Annotated in this window: 17 protein-coding genes; 2 read left to right on the forward strand and 15 right to left on the reverse strand. The window is 38.4% G+C overall.

Features of this window, described 5'->3' with window-relative positions:
* Window positions 1-111: 111 nt before the first annotated feature.
* The 3 genes from QCD85_RS22535 to QCD85_RS22545 form a co-directional block, all read right to left on the reverse strand.
* Entirely contained in the window at window positions 112-666 is a 555-nt protein-coding gene (locus QCD85_RS22535) for a nitroreductase family protein (protein ID WP_273615876.1), read from the reverse strand.
* Window positions 667-823: 157 nt separating this feature from the next.
* The gene (locus tag QCD85_RS22540) at window positions 824-1,486 is read right to left on the reverse strand and encodes a stalk domain-containing protein (RefSeq protein WP_301263935.1); all 663 of its coding nucleotides are present in this window, start codon (window positions 1,484-1,486) and stop codon (window positions 824-826) included.
* A 407-nt stretch (window positions 1,487-1,893) separates the two neighbouring features.
* Complete coding sequence (locus tag QCD85_RS22545) at window positions 1,894-2,352, reverse strand: DIP1984 family protein (RefSeq protein WP_273615875.1); 459 nt, start codon at window positions 2,350-2,352, stop codon at window positions 1,894-1,896.
* Between the two features lie 134 nt (window positions 2,353-2,486).
* Here QCD85_RS22545 and QCD85_RS22550 point away from each other — a divergent pair, with 134 nt between their 5' ends.
* Window positions 2,487-2,972: a CYTH domain-containing protein gene (locus QCD85_RS22550; protein WP_301263936.1), complete on the forward strand. Its 486-nt coding sequence runs from the start codon at window positions 2,487-2,489 to the stop codon at window positions 2,970-2,972.
* A gap of 109 nt (window positions 2,973-3,081) precedes the next feature.
* On the opposite strand, the gene QCD85_RS22555 is transcribed toward QCD85_RS22550, so the two are convergent.
* The 6 genes from QCD85_RS22555 to QCD85_RS22580 all read right to left on the reverse strand — a co-directional run bounded on the left by QCD85_RS22555 (window position 3,082) and on the right by QCD85_RS22580 (window position 11,108).
* Window positions 3,082-3,486, reverse strand: a complete 405-nt coding sequence (locus tag QCD85_RS22555) for a hypothetical protein (RefSeq protein WP_273615873.1) — start codon at window positions 3,484-3,486, stop codon at window positions 3,082-3,084.
* Between the two features lie 320 nt (window positions 3,487-3,806).
* Window positions 3,807-5,225 carry a sugar porter family MFS transporter gene (locus QCD85_RS22560; RefSeq protein ID WP_273615872.1) on the reverse strand — a complete coding sequence of 473 codons (1,419 nt, stop codon included), beginning with the start codon at window positions 5,223-5,225 and terminating at the stop codon, window positions 3,807-3,809.
* Window positions 5,226-5,503: 278 nt separating this feature from the next.
* Complete coding sequence (locus QCD85_RS22565; protein WP_301263937.1) at window positions 5,504-5,833, reverse strand: low molecular weight protein tyrosine phosphatase family protein; 330 nt, start codon at window positions 5,831-5,833, stop codon at window positions 5,504-5,506.
* 140 nt (window positions 5,834-5,973) lie between these two features.
* Entirely contained in the window at window positions 5,974-7,269 is a 1,296-nt protein-coding gene (odhB, locus tag QCD85_RS22570; protein ID WP_301263938.1) for a 2-oxoglutarate dehydrogenase complex dihydrolipoyllysine-residue succinyltransferase, read from the reverse strand.
* Window positions 7,266-10,163 carry a 2-oxoglutarate dehydrogenase E1 component gene (locus QCD85_RS22575; protein WP_301263939.1) on the reverse strand — a complete coding sequence of 966 codons (2,898 nt, stop codon included), beginning with the start codon at window positions 10,161-10,163 and terminating at the stop codon, window positions 7,266-7,268. The genes odhB and QCD85_RS22575 overlap by 4 nt, the downstream gene beginning before the upstream one ends.
* 495 nt (window positions 10,164-10,658) lie before the next feature.
* On the reverse strand, window positions 10,659-11,108 hold the full coding sequence (locus QCD85_RS22580) for a GNAT family N-acetyltransferase (RefSeq protein ID WP_301263940.1): 450 nt from the start codon (window positions 11,106-11,108) through the stop codon (window positions 10,659-10,661).
* Window positions 11,109-11,283: 175 nt separating this feature from the next.
* Between QCD85_RS22580 and QCD85_RS22585 the strand changes: the two genes are divergently transcribed.
* On the forward strand, window positions 11,284-12,231 hold the full coding sequence (locus QCD85_RS22585; RefSeq protein WP_301263941.1) for a dockerin: 948 nt from the start codon (window positions 11,284-11,286) through the stop codon (window positions 12,229-12,231).
* A gap of 170 nt (window positions 12,232-12,401) precedes the next feature.
* Here QCD85_RS22585 and QCD85_RS22590 read toward each other — a convergent pair whose 3' ends face one another.
* The 6 genes from QCD85_RS22590 to QCD85_RS22615 all read right to left on the reverse strand — a co-directional run bounded on the left by QCD85_RS22590 (window position 12,402) and on the right by QCD85_RS22615 (window position 20,546).
* Window positions 12,402-14,810 carry a GH36-type glycosyl hydrolase domain-containing protein gene (locus QCD85_RS22590; protein ID WP_301263942.1) on the reverse strand — a complete coding sequence of 803 codons (2,409 nt, stop codon included), beginning with the start codon at window positions 14,808-14,810 and terminating at the stop codon, window positions 12,402-12,404.
* Window positions 14,811-14,918: 108 nt separating this feature from the next.
* Window positions 14,919-15,743 (reverse strand): carbohydrate ABC transporter permease, encoded by an 825-nt coding sequence (locus QCD85_RS22595; protein ID WP_273615865.1) that lies wholly within the window; start codon window positions 15,741-15,743, stop codon window positions 14,919-14,921.
* Window positions 15,744-15,794: 51 nt separating this feature from the next.
* Window positions 15,795-16,700 carry a carbohydrate ABC transporter permease gene (locus QCD85_RS22600; protein WP_274170263.1) on the reverse strand — a complete coding sequence of 302 codons (906 nt, stop codon included), beginning with the start codon at window positions 16,698-16,700 and terminating at the stop codon, window positions 15,795-15,797.
* Window positions 16,701-16,845: 145 nt separating this feature from the next.
* Window positions 16,846-18,108 (reverse strand): sugar ABC transporter substrate-binding protein, encoded by a 1,263-nt coding sequence (locus QCD85_RS22605; RefSeq protein WP_301263943.1) that lies wholly within the window; start codon window positions 18,106-18,108, stop codon window positions 16,846-16,848.
* A 109-nt stretch (window positions 18,109-18,217) separates the two neighbouring features.
* On the reverse strand, window positions 18,218-19,477 hold the full coding sequence (locus QCD85_RS22610; protein WP_273615862.1) for a sugar ABC transporter substrate-binding protein: 1,260 nt from the start codon (window positions 19,475-19,477) through the stop codon (window positions 18,218-18,220).
* 76 nt (window positions 19,478-19,553) lie between these two features.
* A complete protein-coding gene (locus QCD85_RS22615; RefSeq protein WP_273615861.1) occupies window positions 19,554-20,546 on the reverse strand; it encodes a LacI family DNA-binding transcriptional regulator in 993 nt (330 codons plus the stop codon).
* Window positions 20,547-20,815 lie beyond the last annotated feature (269 nt).

Raw genomic sequence — 20,815 nt, forward strand, 5'->3', positions numbered from 1 at the left:
GGATCTATCACATATTTGAGATAGCATGTAATCATCGTGTTCCTCCTAGTTTACTTGATAAGGATCTATCACATATTTGAGATAGCATGTAATCATCGTGTTCCTCCTAGTTTACTCACTAATCCAAACTGTTTTTTCAGCAAAAGGAGTACGTTTGCTTTGTTGGTCATTATTTTCAGGTACACCGATATAAAGGAAGCCTAACATTTTACCTTTTTCGCTTAGATCAAATGCTTTGCCCATCAATTCATGATAACAAGGTTCGCCACTTCTCCAGACTGCACCCAGTCCTAACTCATGAATTTCCAGCAACATATTTTGAATCGCTGCAAATACTGCACCATACTCTTCAAGCTCAATAATTTTAGGATTATCAGCAGGTTCTACCGCTACAGCGATAATTAGAGGTGCACGTTCTACCTTTTTACGTGCAGAAGAAAGACTTTCTTCTGTGACTTCACCATTACCTGCTACACTAGCCAGTGCTTCTGCTAACTTGTTACGTCCGTTACCTTCTAAAACAAAAAATTTCCACGGTTCAGTTAAACGATGATTTGGTGCCCAAATTCCTGCTTCCAAAATACGCTCAATACTTTCACGCGGAATAGCATCCTGCTTCACTTTACCGATCGAACGACGATTACGAATACTTTCTGAAATACTCATCTATAACTTCCTCCTCTATGATAATCATTCTCAGTCTCTTGTTTATTGTACACGAAGTGGAAAGAAATCTCTAATTTTAAGATCAAGTTTGCATAAATTTAAGATTATATACAAGAAAAGGACTCCTTGTATAAAGGAATCCTTTTCTTGTATATTTTTATTTGTAATATGAATTTGGGAAAACAACTACATCTGTATCTTGAAAAGGATCAAGTACTTCTTCGCTATTAATAGAAACTTCAGTTCTTCCAGTTACATCAATTTCTAATTGGCTAACACCATCAGCTTTATTAATAATAACTGTTTTAAATTTTTCTAATGTTTTCTTGTCTTGTACTACAATTTTAGCGTCATTATCTAAAGATATCACATTCAGTACTAAAGTTTGATATTTATTGTTTGGAAAAAAAGAAACTTCTGCTCCAGCAGATTCTTTTAATAAAATAACTTCTTTATAATTTGCACCACTAGCAGTTGTATATTTTGAGTCTTTAACTAATGCAGAACGATATTTATAATCAATTTTCTCATTCATAATAGGTGTTTCTGCTAACTTTTCACCAAAATTGATTTTACCTGATTTAGTATCTACAGTAACATTTGTTTTTAAAGCTTCTTTAACAACACTTGCCGGTATGTATGTCTGTCCATTGATCGTGACCGGTTTAGTAGAATTAGAAGGTGCGAAGTTAAAACCGTTTACTGTGTACTTAAAGTTGGCTACTGTTGCTTGTACTGTTTTACTAGATGCTGCGTATGTAGTCGTTCCTCCGACTAACATCATTGCTGTTAACATTAAAACCAAATTTTTCTTTTTCATCTTTTCTTTGTATCCCCTTTCTGAATATGTATTCAGTATAAGTCTTAGGGATCAATTATTTAATAGTTCAAATTACCTAATTTTATTTTATGCATCATTTAATAGAGTCTTTATACTTATAAATTTAATTATATTAACAGATTTAACTTTATTTATGTAAAAATGAAGTTCATCTTACAAATCCCCGAACCCGCCCTCGTCTATATCTATGATCAGCATGTGGTAGTAACAATAATATGTGAGTTGTACTCATGTAACAATACAAGGCTAATTTATTATTAAAGGACTCGAACCTTCAGAAATTGCCCCTAATTTCTACCCAGCGTCCAACTTGAACCAGTTGGCGGTTTGTATGCTCGCCTCAATAGATAATAGACTACCAACTTGTAAGTTTATATTTTTAATAGTTAATCGACTAATTCTGTTTTCCAGTTCAACTCTTGGATGCGTGTATCCAGTTGGCGATAGGTTTTAGCAAGATTGTCCATCTCTTCTTGCAGTGTTCCAATATTGACTGTCGCCAGAAATCGAACTTCAGACTTTGTATAACGATCTTGCTTGATACTCGCAGTATGCATAAGATCATTCAATATATTTCGGCGTAAGCCTAATGTATCTCGATCGGCTAGAGCATCTGCTAATGTCATTTCATTTTCAAAAATCACTTGTGAATTAGTGCGATTAATACGTTTGATCAGTACATTCAATTCGGTCAATAAATGTCCCATTTCTTTTAACAATTCATTAGGACGCTCAGGAGGTTTTTCACCTTCTTGGACTTTGGCACTTCGGCTCAAACGTACTTTCATCTGTTCGATTCTTTTTTGCACATCAGAACGTAATATTAACGCTTCTGCTAATTTCATTCCTTTCACCTCCATTACCTATTTTTCATTATTCCGTAAATGTCCCTATCATTATAGGTATAACCAAACACTGTATCAATAAACCTTGTGCAATATGCTAAAATAAAGAAAATAGTTATTCAGGAGGGCTTATCATGGGCAAAGAAATCGAAAAAAAATACGTATTACATACCTATCCAGCAGATTTGGACATTATACAGACCCAAGAAATTCATCAGACTTATCTGGCTACCAGTGAATCAGAGACACTGCGTGTACGTAAATTAGTGATTGATGGTCAAGAACAATTCACAATGACACACAAAGCTGGTAAAGGTCTGATTCGAGAAGAAACAGAATTTGATATTGGTGCTGGTATTTATGAGCAATTGATCAGCAAGTTAGAGGTGATTCCATTGATAAAAACACGTAAAAAAGTAAAGTGGAATGATGATCAATTTGATCTTGATATTTATCATAACACTGTCCAACCTGATCTGATCACAATTGAGATTGAATTTGCAGAAGAAGCGGATGTAGAACATTTTCAAAAACCTGATTGGTTTGGTGAAGATGTTACCGGACAAAGCCAGTATGTGAACAGTGTACTATGGGAAGATATTCAATCAGCGTCCAAGTAATATACAATGTATCATTGATATCGCCTACAAGTAGAGTCTATTAATAATCAATCATTCAAAATAGCGCATTGTGTCAGTGAACGTGGACTGTAGATGATGCGCTATTTGCTTATGATTCCTCTGCTTGTAATAAAGTATCCAGGCGAGCTATCTCTTGCTCAAATGCTTCTTGTTCGACAAATGGACATTCGCCTGAAAAATACCAATCGGTTAATAAAAAGATCAATTCATAGACTGATTGATAATAGGTTTCAGGATAAGGATTTTTAGCGCGAAACGATTCATGAGAAGACCAATCTTTTACAAAATTCGTAAAAAACCAAAATCCGCGTGCGATATGACGCTCCAAAGAAATATTCGATTCCAAAGCAGTTATGTATGTAACCATCGTTCGTAATACTTGCGCTATATGTGCATGATCCCATTCCAAGTCTACACGTAACCGCAAAATAAAACTACCTTTCTCTCCTTCTAACTCATGCAAAAGTTGCTCTGTTACCCTCTTGTGATCCATCCTTTTCTCCTCCTGAACTTCAAAATCATACTATCTGCAAATGATACTTTCCCACTACCTAACGTATACCCAACCAGATCAGTCCACCATTGCTGTTAAAATAAATCTTTGACGATAAGTTATGTATAGAAGTTATACTCTACCTTAATTGTAACGATAAGCGATATACAAAGCAAAAAGCTACTTTCAAACCAATATCTACGTGCATATATATAAATACGACTTCTGTATAAAAAGTGATTTCTATAATAAAAAGCGACTTCCCAGGATCATTCTATCCTCATGAAGTCGCTTCTCTGTAACGTTAGATAATAATTATATTATTTAGCAGGAGCTGGTTTAACTTTAGCTTTTTTAGGTTTCTTTTTACCATAATTGCGGAATTTTTCTTCCAATTCTTCTAATGTAAAGCCTTTGGTTTCTGGTAAATATTTTTGTACAAATGTAATCGCCAGTAAGCCCAGAGCAGCGAATAAGTAGAACGTCGCCGATAGTCCAATACCTGCCATCAATACAGGGAATGTTAATCCGACTAAGAAGTTAACAATCCATAAGCAGAATACGGTAACACCCATTCCGAATCCACGTAATTGTAAAGGGAATATCTCAGATAACATCAACCAGGTTACTGGAGAGATCGCTCCTTGTTGGAAAGCAAGGAATGTAACAGTTAAGGATAAGATCACATAAGGCAAAGCAGGTGAACCTTCCAACACTGTTGAGAAAATCGCGATCAACAATAATACACATGTTGTACCGATCAAACCTGTTCTAAGCATAGGTCGACGACCAATTTTACCTAGCAACCACATTCCTAAAAATGTTGCTGCTACAGAGATGACGCCATTAGCAATATTACTAATCAATGCTGCTTTTGTTTCAAAACCAGCATCTTTTAAAATTTCAGTTCCGTAGTAAATAATTGAATTGACACCGGTAATCTGTTGAACGACTGCGATACCCAATCCAATAAACATCAGACGACGTATCCACGGTACAGCAAGATCTTTAAAACCTGCTTTTTCTGTACTTTCTTCTGCATCAAATGAAGCTTTGATTTCTTCTACTTCAATTTTTGCTTGTTCTTCTGTACGAATTTTGCGAAGTGCTTTTAATGCACGTTCATTTTTACCTTTTGCAACTAACCAGCGTGGACTTTCAGGAACACGTAGCATTCCAAAAAATAAGAAAATCGCTGGAATCGAAGCAATTGCTAACATGTAACGCCATACATGTGTATTATCGCCCATTGTTATGCCTAGAATCGCATTAAAGATAAATGCAAGCAATTGTCCGCTGACAATCATTAGTTCATTACGTGTAACGATACCGCCACGTTTGTTAGCCGGAGACATTTCTGCTAGATAAGAGGGTACTGTTACTGAAGCACCACCTACAGCAAGCCCTAGTAAGAAACGACAAATTACCATAACAGTTACGTTAGGAGCGAGTGTCGAACCCACTGTAGCAACGAAAAACAAAACAGCTAAATAAATAATATTTTGCTTACGTCCTAAATAATCTGAAAGTCGCCCTCCTGCAATAGCTCCGAATGCTGCACCAAATAAAAGAATACTAGCCACTAATCCTTCTGTAAACGAATTTAATCCTAGTGCAGCTGACATAAATGGTAAAGCTCCATTGATTACCCCTGTATCATAACCAAATAGCAATCCACCTAATGTAGATATTAAAATTATTTTGCGTAAAAAAGCTTTTTGACTTGCTCCCTTTTCCATCATCATCTCTCCCTATTGATTCCTAAAGCGTCATTGCAACTTGTTCTGTCTATGTACTTGCAAATATTGAGTCTATCGTTTGACACACTTTTCGATAAATCAAGATGTGTCCTCGATTGATTCTAGCAATGACTAAACGTACTTTAGTTTCAGAAAAAACGCATTTACTTTCAACCTGTAATCAATATACCCAAAAGCATACATATTGAATAACAAGATTGAATGAAAGCAATGACATATAGAGAGTGAATTTATTTTTATATGTACTCCGTTATAGATTATGTAATCTCAATATATTCGCTAACACTAGATTCTAGTAATCCGATCAATTCTTCATCCATAAATCTATAGTCGTCTGGAATATTCAAACAAATGATCGTTTTACCTATTAGTTCTTCATTGAATTTAGATTGGATTTTACGTTTATGCTTTTTTTCCATTACAAAAATAATATCTGCCCAACCGATATGACCTGCGGTTACTTTGATGCGTGCATTTTCTTCTGTGCCTGCTGAGCGTACTTGATATCCTTCCAGATGTTCAAATATTTTTTCAGCCGTTAAGCTACGCCATTGATTACGACTACAAATAAATAACAATTTGTTCATTTTGTTTTTGTCCTTCCTATTTTGAACAGTTAGATATCCTATTTTTCTCACAGCTTACCTTATTATACTGAACAGATGATAAATAAAACATCAAAAAGGAGCTCCCAACCTTCTGGAAGCTCCTTTGATTTACTTATAAATTAGCCTTCGATCAACAATGTTTCTGGATCTTCAAGCAATTCTTTTACTTTTACAAGGAAGCTTACTGCTTCGCTACCATCAATAATACGGTGATCGTAAGACAATGCAATATACATCATCGGACGATTTTCCATACGTTCTGCATCAATCGCTACCGGACGAAGCTGGATTTTGTGCATACCCAAAATTGCTACTTGCGGTGCGTTCAAGATAGGCGTGGACAGCAAGGAACCAAATACACCACCATTAGTGATTGTAAATGTACCGCCTTGCAGCTCAGACAATCCTAATGTGTTAGAACGTGCTTTGGAAGCTAATGTGGCGATCTCTTTTTCGATTTGTGCAAAACCTAGACGGTCTGCATCACGAACAACAGGAACCACAAGACCTTCTTTAGCGGATACCGCAATACCGATATCATAGAATTTCTTCACAATTACATCATCGCCATCGATCTCAGCGTTGACCATAGGGAATTTTTTAAGAGCCCCTACAACTGCTTTGGTGAAGAAAGACATAAATCCTAAACCTACATCATATTTTTCTTTAAAAGCATCTTTACGACGTTTACGAACGTCTAAGATTGCTGTCATATCTACTTCATTAAATGTTGTTAACATTGCAGCATTATGTTGAGCTTCTACTAAACGATTAGCAATCGTACGACGGCGACGTGACATCGGTTGACGATCTGCTGGCTTAGCAGGGTTATGTTCAACAGGTTTTTTAGCAGGAGCATTTTCAGACTTCGCTGGTGCTGGTTTGTCACCATGTTTGCGTACATCGTCTGGATTCACTCTGCCGATCGGATCATTGCTTTGTACAGATCCTAGATCAATTCCACGCTCACGAGCTAACTTGCGAGCAGCCGGTGTACCGATAGCATCTCCATTATCTGGTTTGCTCGTTACAGCGTTAGTGGATTTGTCTGTTGTTTTTTCAGCAACCGGTTCAGAACCTTTAGCTGGATAGTTGATTGTAACTACATCATCTGATTTGCTTTCAGGCTTGGATTCTGGAGCTGGTTTGGATTCAGAAGCAGCAGGTTTGCCACTTCCACTTCCAGCACCGATCACACCTACAGATTCACCGACTTGTACCGTTTCACCTTCTTGCTTGGTGATTGACTCTACAACTCCGTCTTCTTCAGCGCTGATCTCCAAGTTGACTTTATCTGTCTCAAGTTCAAGTAGTACATCACCTTGACTGACAGTGTCTCCTTCTTTCACAACCCATTTTGATACCGTTCCTTCGGTTATAGACTCGCCCATTTCGGGTACTTTAATTTCACTCACAGCCGACTACCTCCCAGGGATATGTTGTTCTGTAAAGAATTTTGTTTGAGTGCTAATCCTAGTATACGTTGTTGTTCGATGGCGTGAATATGTTGATAACCACTAGCAGGGCTAGAACGTTCTGGACGACCGATATAACTTACAGCTACACCTTCTTGTACTAGATCGCGCAAGCGTGCATCGGTATATCTCCAGTATCCCATATTTTGCGGTTCTTCTTGTAGCCAGATAATTTCTTGTAAGTTAGTAAATTCTGCAAGGACTGCATTGATCTCTTCTTTTGGGAATGGATACAGTTGTTCTACACGAATCACATGTAACCAAGAGTAGTCTTCTTCTTTGTTTTTATCCAAAGCTTCTTCTAGATCGATCGCTACTTTACCCGTACAAAGAATCACGCGTTCTACAGCATTCTTTTTATCGCCCAACCCTTTTTGTTGCAGTATCGGTTGGAATGTTCCTTCGTTGAATTCCTCAGGTGAGGAAGCCACACGTGGATTACGAATCAAGCTTTTCGGTGCCATAACGACTAATGGACGCACAGTTTCTTCCTGAGTGCTACGTGCCTGACGGCGAAGTAGGTGGAAGTATTGTGATGCAGAAGTCAGGTTAGCCACTGTAAAGTTATCTTCTGCTGCCAATTGCAAGAAGCGTTCTGGACGAGCACTGGAATGCTCAGGACCCATACCTTCATGACCATGTGGCAACAACATCACAAGACTGGATTTTTGTGTCCATTTACTACGGCCAGCCGAGATAAACTGGTCAATAATAACTTGCGCTGCATTGGTGAAATCGCCATATTGTGCTTCCCAGATCACTAATGTCTCCGGTGCATATACATTGTATCCATATTCAAATCCAAGTACTGAAGCTTCAGACAATGGACTATTATGAATAGCAAATGATGCTTTCGCTTCTGGTAAACGATGTAACGGGCAGAAAGGTTCACCTGTCTGAGCATCATGTAATACCAGATTACGATGAGCAAATGTAGCACGTTCTACATCTTGTCCGGTAATACGAATAGGCTTGCCATCTGCTAAGATCGAAGCAAATGCCAGTGTTTCAGCATGTCCCCAATCTACTTTGCCTTCAGCGTTCAGTGCAGTCGCGCGGCGTTCTAGAATACGCTGTAATTTAGGATACACATTGAAGTTCTCCGGCCATTTCAACAATCCTTCGTTAATTGTCTGTAGCAGACTCGCAGACACTCCTGTAGAAGCTTCAGGTGCTTTGCTATCTGTATCAAGACGATTTATCGGTGCATTTGAATCTTCCGTATGATCTGTTTTCACTTCTTCGTAGATCGATTTGAGATGATCTTGGATTTCTGTTTTGAACTGTTCATAACGTTTGTCATCAACTACGCCTTGTTGTGCCAGTTTGTTACCGTAAAGTGAAGCCACACGAAGGTGATTTTTCACTTTGCTATACATGATAGGTTGAGTTGTCTCAGGATCGTCCGTTTCATTATGACCATAACGACGATATCCAATAAGATCAATCAAGAAATCTTTTTTAAATAGATTACGATATTCAGTCGCCATTGCTACAGCACGTAGACAAGCTTCTGGATCATCTGCGTTTACATGGATAATAGGGATTTCATATCCTTTAGCAAGGTCACTTGCATAATGAGTAGAACGTGAATCTCCGCTGTCTGTAGTGAAGCCTAGACGGTTATTAACAATAATATGAATTGTACCGCCATTTTGGTAACCTGTTAGCTGATTAAAGTTAAGCGTCTCTGCAACAATACCTTCACCTGCAAATGCGGCATCACCATGCATGATGATTGCTGCTGCTTTGTCAGGGTCCTGGCGTGGATAACCTTTGTCTGTACGATCGTCCTGTGCAGCACGTGTGAATCCTTCAACCACCGGATTAACATATTCCAAGTGACTTGGATTATTTGCCAGTGTCAGACGGGTTTCAAAGCTTTGTCCTTCTGGAGTTACAGAACGGTGTGCACCTAAATGGTACTTCACATCACCTGTCCAACCAAAAGTAACACCCATCGAGCCTTCAGAAGGCATTGTATCTTTGTTCGGTGAATGATGGAACTCGGAGAAGATCTTACTGTATGGCTTACCAAGAACATGAGCCAGTACATTCAGACGACCACGATGCGCCATTCCCATAAGTACGTGTCTTGCTCCACTGCGTGCAGCAATACGTACAATCGAATCTAACATCGGTACAAGGACATCATTACCTTCAATAGAAAAGCGTTTTTGTCCAATAAATGTACGATGCAAAAATTCTTCAAATTGCTCCACTTCTACCAGACGCTTGAATAACTCAATACGTTCTTCATCATCTAATGAAAGTGTAGATGAACCTGTTTCTACCTGACGGTTAAGCCAGTTCCGTTCTTTTTCATCATGTACATGTGCAAATTCATAAGCCAGTGGACCTGTATACTTCTTACGCAAAATTTGGATAGCTTCCCATCCGTCTTTTGCTTCTGGAGGTGCATTTTCCCAGATCAAAGATGCTGGTAGTTGTGCGAGGTCACGTTGTCCCAGTCCGTATTGCTCTGGATCGAGTAAGCGAACATCAGTCGCTGTACTTAGTCCAAGCGGATCAATATCCGCTGCCAGATGCCCGTATGTACGGATATTCCATACTAAACGTTCGGCTGCAACCGCTTTCTTCAACAGATTAGTGTCTACTTTAGCTGGTGTTTCTGTACTACTTACCACTGATTGACCAGATGATACGGTAACAGGAGCAACAGGCTCTCCATAACGTTCAAAAAGTTCACGGTATCCTTCATCTACAGAATTCGGATCTTGTTTGTACAGTTCATATTGTTCTTGTACATACCCCAAATTGGGTCCGTAATACGATTCCCACAGCCATGGTTGGTTTGATTCGTCGATAGTCATCGAGGATTCCCTCCGTCTTGAATTTTTTGTGAATATATTTGTGACGGAATTGCAACATATTTAATTATACCTCTATATGATAGATCACAAAATAGCCTAAAATTAGACTATGAACGAGTAAAACGTCTTTTTTTCAAGAAAACGTTTTCTCTCGCTGCACATAAAGAGTTATTCAGGTTTTTTAGCCCTTTTACGGCCATTTTTAATCCAAATACAGGAAAACAGAGATTTTGAGAATAGATATATCGCATTTTGTATATATCATTCTGCATATTCTAGTTGAATACTGAGCAGTGCATGCCCCCTCATTCGTACTAAATTACTCTTTACTCTTCCCATTCTACAATACATAGGTATGAATTTCCAATTTAAATGCTTACTATTTTTACCCAAATCTTCCTAAGATTGATTTCAAGCCAAAAAGGATAGATGAAAAAGTGTCACCACTGCTTCACATATCCTTCTTTTTTTGTTCACTTTTTGAGTGATTGGTAGTTATGTTGTTGTGATACGAATCATATCAATATGAGGAATATCATCTTCCAAATATACGTCTGAGATCGGTTCAAATCCATAACTATTATAGAATTTCTCTAGATAATGTTGTGCTTGAATTTTGATTTTATCTTCTTTTAATTCGTGCTGAATAAATTCGATACTTTTGCGAAATAACTCTTGTGCTAATCCTTTGCCACGATATTCACGCTTAACAATCACTCTGCCGATCGAAGCTTCTGTATAAGCGATACCTGCTGGAAGAATTCTGGAATAGGCTACAATCTCTCCATTTTCCTCTTTATATAAATGATAGCTAGCTAGATCTTTGCCATCGACTTCTTGATAAGGACAGTTCTGCTCTACAACGAAGATAGCCGTTCGTTCTTGTAAAATACGATACATTTCTAACGATGTTAATTCGTCAAATCTTTTGATATACCAGGTCATTATTGTTCTCCTTTTGTATCATCCTTTGAATTTTGCGGAATACTCTTTAGTAATCGATATCAAGATTTTATATTTGATTAAAATTTAAAACAATAATTTCGAAAATAATAAAGTAGAATGTTTTATTTGTACAATAAACATTTTAAATTATACCTTTCTAGCAGGAGGCAATAAAATGAGTGTATGGAGTAAAGCTTTACTTTTATCTACTTCTATTACAGTTTGTGCTTCACTATTTGCATGTTTACCCCATTCTCTTTACGCTACCTCAGTCAAAAAGAAACCGACTGTTACTCATTCAGCCTCTATCGTTAAGACTACATTAAAAAATATGCCTGACCGTTACAAATCTTCGATTGAATGGGTCTGGAAAAATCGTATGGTTAAAGAAGGATCCACGCTTCGTAAAAATCTTATTTTTGATCAGATCTTTGCAGGTAAAGGAACTTTAAATTATGTAGTACGCTGGCAATCTGACAAAAGTGTAACGTTAAAACAACGCCAACAAATCGAAAGTATGTTAAGTCGACAGGTTAATCATTGGAACGATTTATTGGTAGGTTATGAAAATTGGCCTTATTCTTCGATTAAAGTCAAAGTGGTCGGCTGGGCTTGTACAAATCCTGCACTCATTTTAAATAAACAAGCTAATGAAATAGTTTATACCGATTATATTATAGACGAATTAAATAAAACAGTACCTACTATTCCAGCTAAATTACCAATTGCTCCTACAAGCTTATCTCGTTTTGAACATTTTGAAGAACCACAATATATGTATCCAGGTGGTTTAGATAAACGATTCGATATGTATCTATGGGCAACAACTAGCTTTGGCGGAGGTGCTGGCGGAGACTGGGGACAACGGATGGCTGATGATTATATTTTAAACATTTTAAAAGCAGATCAAGATGAGATTATGGAACATGAACTTGGTCATGGCTTTGGTTTTCCTGACTTTTACGAACCACAAGATCGTCCACCCGGTGGATTCCCAGATAAAACATTGATGTGGGTAGGCAGTTCGATAACAATTACTAACTGGGATGCATGGTTATTACGATATACATGGAGTCAGCTTCGCAAAGATACTACTCGCTTTCCAATCACTTCATTTCAATGATCTAGTGTGAATAAATAATATAAAATAGCTCTAATCTATCCAATACTGCCACTTGTTCTAAGTTAGCATGATGAATAGATAGAGCTATTTATAGTTTGCTTAGTATTTCATTAGTAGGTTACATCGAATAATGTTACAGCGATCTATTCAGATCAGAAGTAGTAAACAGATTAACCCATAATTACTTTCACTTCGTGCTCTTTGCCATCACGGAAGTCTGGTAAGATATTGCCTTCAATCACTTTACCATCAACTTTGATTTCTTTAATACCACGAGCCACACCTGCTGCATTATCTACATGTAGATTATACGTAGCTCCGCGGAATGCACGACGATAAGTGAACTCTTTCCAATCTTTCGGAATACTTGGATCTACTAACAATCCTTCATTTTCAGCACGCACACCTAGAATCCAGTTCGTTGCCATGCGTTGTAACCATTGAGAAGAACCTGTATACCAAGTCCAACCACCACGACCATAGTTAGGTGAGATTGGGCCATCAGAGTTACCTGGTGTTACATATGGCTCGCCTACATAACCATTTGGATCGTCAGAACGGTTAGGAGGACAGATTTTGCTGTATGCTTCGTATGCTTTTTCTGGTTGACCGATCAATGTATATGCCCATACTGCCCATGTAGCAGCATGCGTGTAGACACCACCATTTTCACGTAGACCTGGAGCATAGCGTGTAATATAACCAATATCACGACGGACTTTGGTATAAGCAGGATATAAAAGCAATGCACCATGATCACGTAGTAGATGTTTACTTACGCTATCCATTGCTTGTTGTCCACGTTCTTGATCAGCTACTCCCGAAATAACAGCCCACATTTGTGGATTCAAGAAGATTTGACCTTCTTCGTTTTCTTTTGAACCGACTTTTAATCCATCATCGTTGGTTGCTTGTAGATACCATTCGCCATCCCAACCATATTTGTTCAGTGCTGCTTTTAAGCTACCTTGTACTTCAATCATTTTATCTGCAAAGACTTGATCGCCACGTTTGGCAGCTACTGGTGCAAAGTTACCTAGAATAAGGTACAAGAACTCGCCTACCCAGAAGCTTTCACCTCTCCACTCGTAACCGATCGCACTTAGACCATCATTCCAGTCATGCTCACCCATCAATGGAACACCGCGCGGGCTAAAGCGTAAGAATGTTTTCTCGATCGCTAATTTACAATGTTCATACACTGTAGCTTCGCCACCATCTAAGAATGGAGTGACTTCATCCAAGATATCGTAATCTTGTGTTTCTTTCAGATAGGCGTCCATGATGAACGGAAGCCATAGCAAGTCATCAGAACAACGAGTACGAGGACCACCACCACGAATTGTGAACCACCAGTGAAGTACATCGCCTTCTTGGAATTGTTGGGAAGCATGCATAAGAATTTGTTTGCGCATCAATTCTGGTTTGCTTGTTAAGAAGATTTGAGAATCTTGCAATTGGTCACGATATCCATAACCTGCGCTTGTTTGATAGTATGCTGTTTTACCCCATAGACGACAAGAGATCGATTGGTATTTCAACCATACGTTTGTCATAATATTCATCGCTGGATCAGGTGTATGAATTTCTTCTACATCGATCAATTCACTCCAGAATGCATGTACATCTTGAAGAGTACGTTCTGCTGCTTCAACAGTAGTGTATTTCTGGATCAATTCATCTGCATCTTCTTTTTCTTGCTCTGCTGCACCAATAGTGAATACAACCGTATGTGAAGCTCCTGCTTCTAGATTAATAGCGACACGTAGAGAAGCAGTAGCATCTCCAAAGCGTCCACTATTTCCTGCTAATTCTTTATCAATCATCGCTTGTGGACGAGATTCTTCACCATACATACCTACAAATGATTCTTTGTCTGCATCAAATGAAGATGGTGTTTCGCTTGCCGCATGGAACGCTGTGTAAGGCCAGCTTACATTGTTACTGCGTCCTTTCTCGTCCGGGAAGCTCCATAAGTATTTTTCAAGCTGAATCGCGTTCAGATCTTGTTTATATTCAGAATTCATAAAGATTTTGTGGAATTCACGATGTTCATCCGGTGCAAAACCTGGAGCCCATTCAAAATAAGTCGTTGCATCCAATTCGCGTGCTGTTGTGCTGTTATTGGTTACTTTCAATTGCATAATTTCAAGCGGTGCATCTGGAGCTACAAATACAGTCAATTCACTGCGAATTCCATCCACTTGTTGCGTAAATACGCTATAACCGATACCATGACGCACTTCATAAAATTCATATTCAGCCATAACCGGTTTCCAGCCTGCTGACCAGAATTTGCCTGAATTGCGATCACGTAGATAAATAAATTTACCCCATGAATCTTTGATTACATCTTGGAAAAGACGAGTGATCCGGTTCTGACCTGCATTTCCACGCCATGAACAACCGCCACCTGCTTGCGATACCATAAAGGAATAATCGCCATTACTGATAATATTACTCCACGGACGTGGTGTACGTGGATTTGTAATTACATATTCACGACCATTTTCTGTAAAATAACCATATTCATTTTGGAAAAGTCCTGTTTGCTGTGTTTGATTTTGTATCGTTGACATTCAATATCCCTCCAAAAAGTAAACTTATATTCTATCCAAAATACGTTCTCGTAGAACGACTTTTCTCTAGTGCTACTGCATGACTGTGTTGTGCACTCAGGTATGAAATTACTTCATACCTGAAATAGTGTATCCTTCGATAATATGACGCTGCATAAAGATAAACAGAATAACGATTGGCACTACCATGAATGAAGCACCTGCCATCTGAATCGCAAAGTCACCACCGTATTGACCTTTCAACAATGATAATCCAACAGACAATGTGTATAGATTTTCATCATTGGCAATAATCAACGGCCATAGGAAACTGTTCCAACCGCCGATAAAAGTCAAAATACCTTGTACCGCAAAGATTGGCTTCGCAATTGGAATAACCAATTGGAAAAAGGTACGTAACTCACTTGCTCCATCCAATCGTGCTGCTTCGATCAAGTCAGCAGGAATGGTCGTCATAAATTGACGGAATAAGAAAATACCAAACGCATTAACCATACCTGGTAAAACAATACCTGCCATTGTATTGGTCAGATTCATTTGATTCAGCAATAGATACACTGGAATCATTGTTACCTGAGAAGGAATCATCATTGTTCCTAGTACAAGATAGTACAGAACATTACGACCCGGGAATTCAAATTTGGCAAACGCATATCCTGCTGCCGCATTTAAAAATAGACCGATAAAAGAGAAAAATACGATAACTAATGTGTTCCACAAATAGGTCGCAAATCTCATTTCTGTAAATAGACGTACATAGTTCTCAATCGTAGCTTGTTGAGGCCAGAACTTCGGCGTTAATGCAACTACTTCACTTTCTGGTTTGAAGGATGCAAGAATCATCCATACAAAAGGGATACACATCGCTATACTACCAATAAGTAGAAGCGCAATAATGACTGTTTTATACATCGGTTTGACTTGAATATCCATTTTGGAACCTCCCTTCATACTTTGTTCTGTGTTTACATTGATCTACAGAACTTAGTATTCTACATCGCTGTCTTTTTTACGTACTTTAAACTGGATCATAGTTACAAGAATAATGATGGCAAATAGAACAATAGAGCCTGCTGCTGCATAACCAAAGTTATTGCGTTGGAACCCTGTATTGTAGATAAACAATGCCATAGACATCGTACTGTTGATTGGACCACCTTTGGTCATAACAAGCGGCTCTTCAAAAAATTGAATCCAGCCGATTAGTGTTGTAATCGATACGAAAAAAGTAGCAAAGCTTAGTAAAGGAACCGTAATCTTAGTCAACTGTGCCCAGCGGCTTGCTCCATCAATCTGAGCAGCTTCGTAATACGTACGCGGAATCCCTTGCAAGGCTGCTAAGAAAATAATCATATTCAAACCGATTGCTTTCCAGACCGCCATAATGATCAATGAGAATTTAGCAATAACCGGATCTTGTAACCAGCTCACCGGATCAATCCCGATAAAGCCTAGCATCTGGTTAATTAGACCGTATTGTGAGTTGTACAAATATCCCCAGATTACAGCTACTGCTACGATATTTGTAATCGAAGGCATATAGTAAATTACTCGGAAGGATTTGAAAATCCAACTGGTTCCTTGATTAATCAAAATCGCTATAGCCATAGAAATAATAACAACTGAAGGAACACCAACCACTACAAAAATAAGCGTATTAAACATCGACTTCTGGAATGTTGCATCCGAGAACAGTCGAACAAAGTTATCAAATCCATTAAATTTGATATTTGAGAAGTCCGCCAATCCCGATAAGTTCATGTTCGTAAAACTGATAAAAATAGCAATAAAGATAGGAATAAATGAAAACAAAAACAAAATAATTAGCGTAGGTGCTATAAACAAATATGGATATTTATATTTGTTTAATTTTTGCAAAGCGTTTTGCATATTGGATTCCCTCCTTCACAGAAGTTTTGACGTTCTGATATGCTATCGTTCTCTTCCAGATCCATATCAGTTGGTTATATCTGAGTATGAATCTGGCGAGAAGGATAGTTGATGTACATAAAATAGATGCTGTTATTGCGGAAGCTTATTCAGCTAATAAACTATCTGCTCCTGTATTCACTTCTTCCATCTGTTCTTTGATATCTGCTCCACCAATTGTAATTTGTTGTAGAGCAGCTTTGATCAAGTCACCGATAGATTCCCATGATTTCACAAATGGAGAAGGACGTGCTGTGTCTAATTGGTCACGGAAAGTTTGAACAATAGGTTTATTGTTAAATACTTCGTTATCCCAAGCTTTCATGTTGGCAGGTAGATCCTGATCGTGTTTATATTTAGCAACTTGTGTTTCAGGATCACTCATGAAAGCAATAAATTTAGCGGCATCGTCTTTATTTGTTGCACTACTGAATACACTCCAGTTGGAACCACCAAGAATAGAAGCGCTTTTGCCACCTTCTTCTTTTGGAGGAATAATAGCTGTTGCCCATTGATCTGCTTTTAGATCAGGCAAATCGGTTTTGATCTGATTCGCAGACCACGGACCACTGACGAACATTGGAATTAATCCTTGACCAAATGAAGGTAACAATTTGATATCACTTTGATTAGGTGTTAGACCTTCTTTGAAGAAGCTAGTCAAATACTCAATCGTTTCGATATAAGCAGGTTGATTAAACTGTGCTTTGTTATCACTGCTGATGACTTCACTCCCATTTTCCCAAGCGTACGGAAGAGTGAAAGCTGCATCCTGAGTATCTAACAAAATACCGTATCTGCCTTTGCTTTTATCTGTTAATTTGGTTGCAGCATCTTTCAATTCAGCCCAACTTTTCGGAGCTTCGTTATAACCTACTTGTTTCAACAAATCTGTGCGGTAGAACAATACACGAGTCTCCAAGTACCACGGAATACCGACTAATTGGTCGTTGACCGTCATCGTTTCTTGTGCACCTTTGAAAAAGTTTTCTGGTTTGAGATTAGGAAACTCTTCTGTATAAGGAGTCAGATCAAGCAATGCTCCAGCATCAGCAAATTCTGGAATCCATGTTGTACCCATTTGGATAACGTCCGGGCCTTTTTTGGAAGCAACCGCTGTAAGCAATTTGTCATGAGCGTTATCCCATGGAATAAATTGCGTTTCTACTTTGATATCCGGATATTTTTTTTCAAAAGCCGGGATGAGTGTGCTAATAGCGTTATCTTCTCCACCCATACCCCATACTTTCAATACACGTTTACCATCTGATGTTGTAGGTACGCCTGCTTCTTCTTTATTTCCACAAGCCGCTAATACTAATGAACTGATCAGTAACAATACCAACATTGATTTCCACATTTTAAACATCCATTTCACCCCGTTAGTTTAGTAAAGGCATATGAATCTTTGGCAAAGGTACTACACGAACATGCAAAGCTTGAACGGGCAGAACCTCTGCCCTGTGGATATCATTAGATTAGTTGGCTAACAAGTCATCAGCCTGGCTGTTCACCTGATCCATTTGTTCTTGAACATCAGCACCACCGATTGTGATTTCTTGCATAGCTGCTTTGATTAGATCTGCAATACTTTCCCACGGTTTTACAAATGGTGCTGGACGTGCTGTATCCATTTGTGTACGGAACGTTTGGATATCTTTGTTAGATGCAAGTGATTTGTCTTCCCATGCTTTAGTTGTAGAAGGCAAATCTTTTGTCAATTCATACCATTTCACTTGTACTTCTGGTTCGTTCATATACGAAATAAATTTAGCACCATCATCTTTGTTCGTAGCACTGCTAAATACCGATAGACTTGATCCACCTAAGATCGAAGCACTTTTACCGCTTTCATCTTTAGCCGGGATCGTAACTGTTCCCCATTGATCGTCTTTTAGATCAGGCAATTCATCTTTGATCTGTTGTACAGACCAAGGACCGCTAATAAACATAGGGATAATACCTTCACCAAATGATGGTAGAAGTTTCAAGTCCACTTGCGAAGGTGCTAATTTTTCTGTAAAGAAACTGCTCAAGTATTTGACAGCATCTACATATGGTGGTTGGTTAAATTGAGCTTTGTTATCACTACTAATAACTTCGCTACCATTTTCCCAAGCGAATGGAAGTGTAAATACTTGATCCTGGCTATCTAGCAAAATACCATAATTTCCATTTCCTCTAGCTGCCAGTTTGGTTGCTGCATCTTTCAATTCAGCCCAAGTTTTAGGTGGTTCGTTATAGCCTACTTCTTTAAGTAGATCTGCACGATAGAACAATACGCGAGTATCGATATACCATGGAATGCCTACAAGTTGATCGTTGTATGTCATTGTTTGTTGAGCGCCTTTGAAGAAGTTATCGACTTTCAGATTCGGATATTTGTCTGTATAAGAAGATAAATCTAGCAAAGCTCCAGCGTCTGCAAATTCAGGAATCCAACCCAATCCCATTTGCACCACATCAGGGCCTTTTTTGGAAGCGACTGCTGTTAGCAATTTATCATGGGCATTATCCCAAGGAATCGCTTGTACTTCGACTTTGATATCAGGATTTGCTTTTTCAAAATCAGGTACGATTTTGGAAAGAGCTGTACCTTCCGCACCCATTCCCCATACTTTTAGAACACGCTTACCATCCGCTGTTGTTGCAGCTGCTTCTTCTTTGTTGCCACATGCTGACAAGATCAGAGAAAAGATCAACATACAAGCTACAACCGATTTCCATGTTTTTGTCATTAAATTCACCTCGTTGTTATGATAGAAAATGCTTGCTGCTCGATATCGCTTTCAAAAAAACGATAAGGTACATCCATTATGGAGAACGTACAGTACCACGAGAAACTAATTCAGTATCCAGTTTATACTGTGGACTAACCGTTTCTCCTTTTAAAATCTGAAAAATCAGATGTACAGCTAATGCCCCTACTTCATAATCAGGCTGACGTACTGTCGTTAAAGACGGTGTCAAAAACCGCGCTTGTACAATATCATCAAAGCCTATGACGGATATATCATCAGGAACAACAATACCAGCTTCATTCAAAGCAGTTATTCCTCCTAATGCCATCTCATCATTTGCAAAAAATACAGCCTCTGGAATCTCGCCTTGTGCAATCATTAATTTGACTGCGCGATAACCGCCTTCTTCTGTAAAGTTGCCGATTAGATTCCAGCGTGGTTCAATCGTCAATCCATGTTTGTTCATCGCTTGCACAAAACCGTTATAACGATCTTTATTGTGCTTACTGCTTGCTGGCCCAGATACATAAGCAATTTTGCGATGACCGGCTTCGATTAGATGTTCAGTAGCTAAAATGCCACCTTTTTCATTATCTGCTTCAACATAACAGACACTTTCATGCTCTAATCTTCGATCTAACATTACGATAGGAAATCCTTCACGAGCCGATTCCAAAATCGTACGGTCTGGAATATTATGAGCAAGGATAATAGCTCCATCTACCCTTTTCTCTTTAATAAATTTGACCGCTGTTGATGATTCCCCACCAATAGAGCTACAAGCAATTAAGTCATATCCATTGTTGAGGCTGACTTCTTGCACGCCTTTGATCAATCTAGAATAGTACGGACCAGACAGATCACTTAACAACAAAGCAATCGTATTTGTTTTGGAGCGCTTAAGATCAGAAGCAATTCCATTCTTCTGATAATTTAACTGCTTAGCAGCAACAATCACTTTATCGCGTGTCTTAGGACTAACTCTTCCGATTCCATTTAGCGCATAGGACGCAGTCGATACTGCGACACCCGCTAAAGCGGCTACATCCTTGATCGTTGCTCCCATTGACTTCCCCCCTGGTGTTAATTAGCTAATCGAAACGTTTCGATAAATCATAAAAAAATGATTTACCCTTTTCTATCCAGATGATAAACAAAGAGCTATAAAAATGGGTTTTTATGGATTTTAAGCTAAAAAAGCTAATTTTATACGGTTTATTCACTAATTATTAATGGATTCTGTATAAAATTCATCATGTAGAGTTTTATATCATTTTGTCGAAACGTTTCTACACGCTTATTATATATCTGCTTGTAACCGATTTCAATACCTTT

The sequence above is a fragment of the Paenibacillus sp. PsM32 genome (genome assembly GCF_030433815.1).
Taxonomy (GTDB): Bacteria; Bacillota; Bacilli; order Paenibacillales; family Paenibacillaceae; genus Saccharibacillus; species Saccharibacillus kyungheensis.

Coding starts and splice junctions, on each gene's coding strand:
- QCD85_RS22535 (WP_273615876.1), bottom strand. CDS start 666: ATGAGTATTTCAGAAAGTATTCGTAATCGTCGTTCGATCGGTAAAGTG.
- QCD85_RS22540 (WP_301263935.1), bottom strand. CDS start 1,486: ATGAAAAAGAAAAATTTGGTTTTAATGTTAACAGCAATGATGTTAGTC.
- QCD85_RS22545 (WP_273615875.1), bottom strand. CDS start 2,352: ATGAAATTAGCAGAAGCGTTAATATTACGTTCTGATGTGCAAAAAAGA.
- QCD85_RS22550 (WP_301263936.1), top strand. CDS start 2,487: ATGGGCAAAGAAATCGAAAAAAAATACGTATTACATACCTATCCAGCA.
- QCD85_RS22555 (WP_273615873.1), bottom strand. CDS start 3,486: ATGGATCACAAGAGGGTAACAGAGCAACTTTTGCATGAGTTAGAAGGA.
- QCD85_RS22560 (WP_273615872.1), bottom strand. CDS start 5,225: ATGGAAAAGGGAGCAAGTCAAAAAGCTTTTTTACGCAAAATAATTTTA.
- QCD85_RS22565 (WP_301263937.1), bottom strand. CDS start 5,833: ATGAACAAATTGTTATTTATTTGTAGTCGTAATCAATGGCGTAGCTTA.
- QCD85_RS22575 (WP_301263939.1), bottom strand. CDS start 10,163: ATGACTATCGACGAATCAAACCAACCATGGCTGTGGGAATCGTATTAC.
- QCD85_RS22580 (WP_301263940.1), bottom strand. CDS start 11,108: ATGACCTGGTATATCAAAAGATTTGACGAATTAACATCGTTAGAAATG.
- QCD85_RS22585 (WP_301263941.1), top strand. CDS start 11,284: ATGAGTGTATGGAGTAAAGCTTTACTTTTATCTACTTCTATTACAGTT.
- QCD85_RS22590 (WP_301263942.1), bottom strand. CDS start 14,810: ATGTCAACGATACAAAATCAAACACAGCAAACAGGACTTTTCCAAAAT.
- QCD85_RS22595 (WP_273615865.1), bottom strand. CDS start 15,743: ATGGATATTCAAGTCAAACCGATGTATAAAACAGTCATTATTGCGCTT.
- QCD85_RS22600 (WP_274170263.1), bottom strand. CDS start 16,700: ATGCAAAACGCTTTGCAAAAATTAAACAAATATAAATATCCATATTTG.
- QCD85_RS22605 (WP_301263943.1), bottom strand. CDS start 18,108: ATGTTTAAAATGTGGAAATCAATGTTGGTATTGTTACTGATCAGTTCA.
- QCD85_RS22610 (WP_273615862.1), bottom strand. CDS start 19,477: ATGACAAAAACATGGAAATCGGTTGTAGCTTGTATGTTGATCTTTTCT.
- QCD85_RS22615 (WP_273615861.1), bottom strand. CDS start 20,546: ATGGGAGCAACGATCAAGGATGTAGCCGCTTTAGCGGGTGTCGCAGTA.